Source organism: Bartonella sp. ML70XJBT.G, from assembly GCF_028618575.1.
Taxonomy (GTDB): domain Bacteria; phylum Pseudomonadota; class Alphaproteobacteria; order Rhizobiales; family Rhizobiaceae; genus Bartonella.
This window is the reverse complement of record NZ_JAQITA010000034.1, coordinates 1-8,227: the sequence shown is the minus strand read 5'-3', so window position 1 is coordinate 8,227 and position 8,227 is coordinate 1. Positions and strand designations below refer to the sequence as shown.

Genomic DNA, 8,227 nt, shown 5'->3' with positions numbered 1-8,227 from the left:
TAAAAGCCCTTGAAGAACAGACTGAAACGCTCTCTGATAATCTTGAGAATGCCCTAAAGGGAGCAAAAAACACTGCCCAAAAAGCGACGCAAACAGCATCAAACATGGGCTGGTGGGGCTTTTTAGGAAGCTTAATTGGCGCTATAATTTCCAGTATCTTTGGCTATTATGGCTACAGAAGCCGTAAGGATTCTTTCAAGCTTTAAAAACCTCCCCATAAAACAAACACCTAAAAAAGCTGTACATTCTGTGCAGCTTTTTTACAATTACTTGAAATGTTTCTTGTATAATAATGACAACCTATACATTACTTGACCATATCCAAACAAAGTCTTTCAAAGTTCAAACTTGAAAACAGAATATATGAATGATGAGAATATATTGTACTCATCTCCCCTACAAATCAAAAAACTCAAAAAGAACAGTCTATCTTTTTAATAAGGATATATAGCAATCTTCATTACATGAAGTGTCTCTCTTCAAAAGGATAAGAAATATATTCAATCAACATAACATTTGACAAAAAATAAAATCCATACTAGGAGAAAATAAGTGGTAATTTTTTTATTTTGGTTATCATTGTTTTTTTATCAACTATAAGGGGGGAAATATATGAATATTTCACTTAATGAAGTAAAAGATGTTGTTGAATTGACTGCTGACGAAGTTGTGCCAACTATAATGCTTGATAAGTATGCACAGCGTAACGATACTCAAATTTGTCAAAATGAGCTTGATGTGAATGGTTCGTTAGAAGTTTAATAATGTATTGTTGATACAGATCTATTTACATATCTAACTTTAAAATTAAGTATATTTAAGTGCATGCTTGAATTATTTTCAGAGGGCTTTTCTCAAAAAATTTGGGCTAAGCAAGCAGCTGAGTTGTCGATTTCATACATCCCTTTCAATGAAAGGGATGTATTGTATGCTTTAAGACAATACGCTCGACATCCTCATCAACTCTTAGCTCTTAATCCTAAATCCGAAGTCGTAACAGTAGTGAATGGATTGCGGAGTCCACACCCTCTTCCAAATTTTCTTGTTTTAGATACGGATAGGACTATAGAAGAATATACTGCCCGCGTTGATCAATATGCTAAAGGGCAAGAATGGGCGGTCATGTATTATGGGTTATACGCTGCAACTCCTATACTATGGGACGCGGCAAAACAATTTGCAGATCAATTAGCACATTCTTTAGGTTTTAGACCTGGTGGACGTGTAGATATTGACTGCTTCATTGGCCAATATTCTTCTACCCATGTTGGGATCCATATAGATCACGCTCATAATTTTGGTTTTACTCTACAGGATGGTAAAACAATGTTTGCATGGCCCAACACACGAAAAGACCTTCAAGGGCTCAAATATCCTGAATATGAGGAACATAAATCAACAGCAATTGCGCTGCAAAATCGTACAGATCGTGTTGCTTACTTCCCTCATGATGCCTTCCATGTCGCTGAAACGGGAGAAAAGGTTGCTGTAAATATCAATGTCGCTTTTTGGGAAACAGCGCACGATGCACAACACCATAGAAATTATGTCACGCATTTACTCTATCTCGATGATCGAACACGGCATGATATCCGCACATCAGGAAGAGCAAGTTTAAACCCTGATAATGCTTTTCAATACTTCGCACTAAACTCTGCCATCGCAAACGGTACCTTAAAACGCCATATGCTGGTTTCTCAATTAATTTGCGATACAAGTTCACGTTTATGCGTCGGTCGCCCCCTTGTTGACGTCTCCGAAATTGAAAATGAAATCACTCTTCGCCCACCTACAACCCTGCAATGGGTGCCCTTAACTGAAACAAAAGAACTGCTCATCGCAGCAAACGGACATTGTGCAAGCTTTGAATATAGCTCTCATCTAGAGCATTTCCTTTCTCAACTTTCATCAGGAAAAAAACTAGATCTAGTAAAATTGAATGATACCCCATATAAATATGCACAGCAGGAAATTTTAAAAGCCGTAAAAGCCTTGGCATCTTGGGGAGCATTGTGACAAAGAAAAAATCCATAATTTTGCCCAAAACAGGGCTTTTCCTCGTTTTAGGCTTGAGCAGCTTTGCTGATGAAACCACTCAAGTCACACTTATTCTAAACTTAGCAAAAAACACATCCTCCATTTCAATGCTTCTGTTAGCAGGATTTATCGGAGCAATTTGTGCGGGACCTATTGCTCCGCATCTTTTGCATCACTTCAAACCTGCACGAACAGTGCCCATTATTTTATTATTTCAAGCAATATTCGTAGCTATAGCTGCAATCGCCAACCAGTTTTGGCTTTATATTGCCCTTTCTTTTGCACTGGGTTGTGCTGGTTCACTCTTTTGGTCTGCTATGCTTGTTACTGTGCCTGAATTGGTCAACAATGATCACCAACTAGATCGCATCAACCGCATTCTCCAAACAGTTCGTAATCTTGGCTATATTGCCGGACCACTGTTAGGGGGCGTGTTATATGGAATATCAAACGGGCAAAAAGGGCTCTTTGCACTTTCCATCATGGTTCTCTGTGCAGCCTTGATCACCATATACTGTTTTAAAAGTTTGAAAATACATACGCAAACAACAAACACAACACAACAAAGCAAAAAAGGGCTAGACTTAAGAGGCCTCTTGCGTAAAAAAAATGTGGTCTATGCTCTTTCTCCCCTCATCATCACCATCATCCTTACCTCCACTCTAAGCGTATTGCTGATTGTTCGTATGCGCACTGAACTAAACTTACGCGGAGAAGTCTATGGAATGATTGCAAGCATGTCGAGCCTCGGACTCGTGGTTGGTCCTCTCTGTTTCTCTAGCCTTTTCCACCGCCTTGGTAATGCAGCGGGAGCATCACTAGCTGCCGCAACCATTGGCTTTGGAATTTTTTGTTTATCCCTAACACAACTCATATGGTTGATGATGTTATCCTCTTTCATCCGTGGAGGTGCTAACGGCGTGCAAAATGCTCTGATGGCAAGTTTTATGATGAAAGCCATCCAGAAAGAACAACGAAACAGTCAAATGCCCGCCTATATTTTCATCATACAAACAGCCGTGTGCATTGGTTTTATCAGTGCAGGTTTTGTAAAAGTGCACCACACCCAATACACACTCCTTATCATCAGCATCGCCACCATGATCACAGGCATCTTAGGCTTTATCGTAAACCGCGCTCTACAAAAAAAGGAAGGGGATCATGCTTAAAAGACTTTGCCACCTATTCTCTCAAGCAAATCATACTAAAAAAGACATGACAATCACCACCCAATCAAATTGCAATCACCCCTCAATAAAATCATTATCTCTCCTATACCCCCTACCAACCAATGAAACTTTGATAAACCACTCTGTATGAAGCAGCAACTAACAACCCTCCCCAAAACTTGATATTTTAAAGTAAAAAAAACGATAACATCATGCAACAAGACCCTATAGGCTTAAACTTTTACAATGGAACAGGCGGTTATGTATGGCAACTTGCAGACACCATGCAACATGACTTGAATGAAAACATCCACACGCTTGAATTGCAAAAACCAACGCCGCCCATAGCCATCAATTCTTTCGCTGTCTACCCGCGTAAATTAGCCCCCCTAACACATGTTCAATGGGCAAAAGATATACAAATCATAAAAAATAAACCGGCACTCATTGGCAAACGCCAAATACAACCTATCACCGTTGTTTCCACCAAAAGCAGAGCTTTTGGTGGGTTTGATTTGCTGACATTCGCAGCACTTTATGATGGCTGTTCTGTTCAATCCTTGAAAGAAATCAAACTCAACGGTTGCCTTTTTGACGCAGAAAATCTTTTGATATCCTTGTTGCGACACGGTCTTATTCAAACAGACCAACAGGACTTTTCGCCAGATCATGCAACAGCTCTTGTACGAGAACCAACATGTCGTCTTGTCAATTCTCCTCTTGGGTCCCTTGCCATTAATCAGCTCAACGGGCGCACAATCCGGCTAAACGAAAAAACAAAACCTCTCTTGCAAAAAGCCACAACAGAGATACATCTTCAACGCCCCCTAGAACAAACAGCAACATTTTTTATCAAAGCCGGAATGCTGCGCTTGGTAAAAGGATAGGATCAAAAGATGCCCCTGATAAGACCTGGTATGGGAACAGAAAACAGTATTGAACTTCTTTACACGCTCATTCAAATGGCTAGACCACGTACCATCCTTGAAATCGGTGCGGGAGATAGCACATGCTTGATTGCTAAAGCACTGCAAAAAGCAAAAGAAGCATGGCAACAGGATAAAGAACTCTTAAGATCTACCACTTGGGAAGAACGTACAGCTTTACTTGACCCTTCAGGAGTCCTTGAGAATTATCAACCACGATTGATCACCATTGATGATTTTTCAGCAGAAGGTCAGTCCGCCGAACAAGCATGGCAAAAACTGCTCCAAGACGAGCGTATTGAAAAAGACATGGTAACATTTATCCATGAGAATTTCTTTTCTCTTGATGATGAAACGCTCCAATCTTGGGGACCAATAGATTTTGCTTGGATTGATGCTGGAACGCCCGCAGATGATGTGCGATTTGTTACCACGCTTTGGAAACACATCACCGCTGGTGGTTATCTCTGTTTGCATGAACCAACCATGACCACAACGGTTGCCCTCAATGGTGAACAACGCGTTCGCCGTGTCAGAACCCCTTTGTGGGAGGAAATTCTCTACCGCCTTGATGGATCCTATGAGGCTTTAACCCTCCCCGAAAACCACAAATATCGCCAAAGTGGTCTAGGGATTATTCGCAAACGCTCCCCTACCGAACAAATTGTACGCGCACAATCGCTCCAAGCAGAACTCATAGAAATCAATGAACTGCCCATTCGCAATGATCTTTTGCCCATGGGAAAAGAAGCACTTCACAAACGCAGTAAAGCCAATTCACTGATCTCTGCCATGACCTCACCAACATTGCGGGCTGTTTACGCTGCCATTATCCTTGGTGCAAAAAATCTTTCTGATATCCTCAAAACTGTCGATTGTGATGCCAAAACCATTCACAAATCCATCAATCGTCTTTTGAATCTTGATCTTATTCAAAATACAACAGAAGGATTTCAAGCCGAAGGAACACTTTGGAAAACACTAGAAGATAAAAATGTGCGGAAGAGGGAAAATTTAAACGACCGCCATTTAGAAACAGAAGAAATGCTACAAAAAATTGCCCAAGCCTTTCAAAGAGAAAAAATCTATAGCGAAACGGAAGTCTCTAACATATGCAACCTCTTTACGGTAGATTTTGCTAGATTACGACGCACCCTCGTTGAGAGGGGTTTTTTACAACGCTCTGGGGGCAAATATCAACGCGTGTATTAAACAAAGAAGGCAGAGAATTAAAAGACGGGTCATGAACTCAATCATTTTTCTTCTACACTTCAAGAGAATGGATCCGTTCACGAAAAAATCTCATTTCATGAAAAAACTTATAAAATCATTCATATGTTGACAATCTATAGCAACCAGTGCAACCTCTTCGTAAGAGATTGAGTGGGGAGGAGCAAGAGTGCGTAATGTCAATAAGAGGACAGTGTTGTTGCTAAGTCAAGAGAATTTTTTATGTCATGTTCGTATCTAGGATGAGAACATCCTCCAGAAGTGATGCCCTAAAATCTTCCATAGAGAGATTTGGTGCGCAATATGCAGCCGCGCGAACATGTGCAAAATGTATATTGTTTGATGAACTTGCATTAAAATTAAACACCATTTTTCTCGATTTCCATTCTGTCATATTTCATTCCTATCAAGAAAGTTTTTTGTGTGAAATCCCGTAAGCCTCAAAAGAACAGTACTATGGGAAATGCAGCACGTAGCGGCAAAAAGACCATTCTGATAAAAGCGGCTTTTATAGCCGCATATGGCAAGAAAAAATTCTATCCTGAAATGCTCGGTATTTTTAAAAACATCGTAGAAAAAACAAAAAACAATATTCTTGCAGTGGACTGGCTGGTGAATCAAGAAGGATACTATTTCAACGAAATGTGCACAGTGGAAACAGGGCTGACAAAACTTCCTCAAGAGATACAACAAAATGTATTTGACCATTTAACAGCACTTCTATGGAAATTCCATGGGCAAAAATAAAATTACTTTTTTCATCTATAGCGCAGTTTTTCTTTCTGAATTTTCCTTTTTCTTTGTACTCCCTCTGCTTGGAAACTCTTCTCTCGTAACTGCTGCAAATGTTGCTTTTTATCTGGCTGATTCGGTAATCCTTGAAAGCATTCTCATGGTAACCACAACGGGTTTATTAGAAAGATTTTCGCGTAAACTCTTAATGGCTACCGCCTTTATTTTAAGGAGTACCGCTTTTGTGTGCATTATGTTATCGCTCACAGCTTCTGCATGGTTGATCTTTTTTATCTTAATGGCTTTTTCGAAAGCAATTTCAAAGCCCTTTTTGAGAGAAATTTTATCAGAACATCTCAATGGAAGTGCTCTTAAACGTGCATTAACTGTCTATTCTTTTTTCAAAACGCTGCGGTTGTTATCGCCCCTCTTGTTGCAACAAGTGCCATAAAATATAACGCCTCAGCTTTTCTCATGGCTTTTTTTGGTACTCATTGGTTTATATTTTTGTTTTCTATCTCTCAAAATTATTTATCATTACCCTCATAAAAAATCACCCTTTGAAAAAAGGAAAAAAACTCTTCTTTCTTTTTTTAAAACAATAATACATGATCGTTCTATTGCTTATTTGCTGATCACGGCTTTGCTTTTTGCATTCCTCATGGGAATTTTCATCACCACTACAACACTTCTCAGTAAATTTGATAGCAATCTCGCTCCTTATAGTGGTATTTTCTTTTCAATTGTTGGTATTAGCATTTGTATCTGGCAGGGGGTAATCAATAAACATCTTACCCTTTCCGATAAAGCAACTTTTTATCTGCTCTGCTTTATGGGAGGTTTCTCCTCATTTTTCCTCATGGGTGGTATCTTTACCTCTGTGACTGCTTTAATTGCATACAGTATCTATGAATCTGTCATGGTTCCAGAGATATACTATCAAGCAGGGAAAACAACCACATCCCTCTCTTCTAGTGTTCTTTTTAGTTATATTCTTGTTGTTTCAAATATTGGCCAAGCTATAGGATCATGGACAAGTGGATGGATCATCAGCCATTTCAACAATCATATCGCTGTGCTTTTTGGCATGATTGTTGGTATCTCCGCCTTTGCCTCTTGCCTGTGCCTCATGCAGACTAAAAAATAGGGACCTTCAATGTCACATATAATTTTTGCTACTGGGGGCACAACAAGAGTGCCTAAAACACTTCGCATAAATGACTCAATTATAAGTTTGTAACACACTCTGCAGCAAAGAAGCTCAAAACTGTTTTTAAAAATTGTCCTGTAAGCTCCGTAGCAAATTGCCTCACAGCTGGAGGATTATGGAGTGGATTTTATTTGCACATGACGTTTGTAGACTGCTCAAAGTAACATATTATCCATTTGCCTCTATGGTTGATCTTGAGACTTTAAGTTCCGCTATCTTAGATTTTCTCTCTCATCCATAACACTTTTATCAAAATAAAAACGTATTTTTGGTCAGTTTTATTGAATAAAAAAGTGCCTTAGTGAGATTAAAGTCTTTAGTACAATATGATATGCTTTTTTAGAAAAAGTTACACTTTTGGCAAGCTCCTTAAGCTCTAAAATTTAACACCTCTGATAACAGCGGTGTTTTAATCTTAAATTCCCTATTCACCCTATTGTGTTTTTACATGGAAAGACTTTCGAGCTTTTAGCGTAGCTTTGCGTGCTTCTTTTCCGACGCAAGAATGATTGTCAACGTTATTGATTTGGAAAAAGGACTTGTTGAATGCCTAGGCACGTATAATTTCTCGACGCATTTGGTTTTTCTAGCATGGTAGTCGAATATACTCCTAGCGCCCATATGTTTGCTTATGCTGTCATAGCGTTTAAGTTTGATGTAGTATGAAGGGGAATATGTGAGCATTCAATATTATGGAAGTTTTTTTTGAGACTTGTCTACAACTGCAAGATTTTCCTTCATTTTAGCTCCAAGTGTTTTTATAGTTTTTTGTGCAATTATTCTAGTATCATTGGTCTTAAGCAGGCAAGAAGCAACTTTTCTTTTATGTCTTGTGGACTTAAGCATGACAAATTGTGCAATTTCTTATTTTTTAAAATATTTGAGCATCAGTTTTGCTTTATTGCGTCTCTCCTTGCTTTGAA

The 8,227-nt window shown here is 39.0% G+C and carries 8 protein-coding genes and 1 pseudogene; all 9 read left to right on the top strand.

The features are described 5' to 3' along the window. Positions 1 to 206: pseudogene (locus PVV64_RS09455) on the top strand (DUF3792 domain-containing protein); the annotation flags it as partial. Between the two features lie 406 nt (positions 207 to 612). After that, positions 613 to 762, top strand: a complete 150-nt coding sequence (locus PVV64_RS09450; protein ID WP_273760765.1) for a hypothetical protein — start codon at positions 613 to 615, stop codon at positions 760 to 762. Positions 763 to 924: 162 nt separating this feature from the next. Continuing rightward, positions 925 to 2,016 (top strand): hypothetical protein, encoded by a 1,092-nt coding sequence (locus tag PVV64_RS09445; protein WP_273760764.1) that lies wholly within the window; start codon positions 925 to 927, stop codon positions 2,014 to 2,016. Next, positions 2,013 to 3,206 carry an MFS transporter gene (locus tag PVV64_RS09440; protein ID WP_273760763.1) on the top strand — a complete coding sequence of 398 codons (1,194 nt, stop codon included), beginning with the start codon at positions 2,013 to 2,015 and terminating at the stop codon, positions 3,204 to 3,206. Before PVV64_RS09445 ends, PVV64_RS09440 begins: the two co-directional genes overlap by 4 nt. A gap of 212 nt (positions 3,207 to 3,418) precedes the next feature. Then, positions 3,419 to 4,093, top strand: a complete 675-nt coding sequence (locus PVV64_RS09435; protein ID WP_273760762.1) for a hypothetical protein — start codon at positions 3,419 to 3,421, stop codon at positions 4,091 to 4,093. A 9-nt stretch (positions 4,094 to 4,102) separates the two neighbouring features. Then, on the top strand, positions 4,103 to 5,344 hold the full coding sequence (locus PVV64_RS09430; RefSeq protein ID WP_273760761.1) for a DUF2087 domain-containing protein: 1,242 nt from the start codon (positions 4,103 to 4,105) through the stop codon (positions 5,342 to 5,344). Positions 5,345 to 5,818: 474 nt separating this feature from the next. Further along, a complete protein-coding gene (locus PVV64_RS09425) occupies positions 5,819 to 6,109 on the top strand; it encodes a PRANC domain-containing protein (RefSeq protein ID WP_273760760.1) in 291 nt (96 codons plus the stop codon). After that, positions 6,096 to 6,545, top strand: a complete 450-nt coding sequence (locus PVV64_RS09420; protein ID WP_273760759.1) for a hypothetical protein — start codon at positions 6,096 to 6,098, stop codon at positions 6,543 to 6,545. Before PVV64_RS09425 ends, PVV64_RS09420 begins: the two co-directional genes overlap by 14 nt. Positions 6,546 to 6,755: 210 nt before the next feature. Next, positions 6,756 to 7,241 (top strand): hypothetical protein, encoded by a 486-nt coding sequence (locus tag PVV64_RS09415; protein ID WP_273760758.1) that lies wholly within the window; start codon positions 6,756 to 6,758, stop codon positions 7,239 to 7,241. Positions 7,242 to 8,227 lie beyond the last annotated feature (986 nt).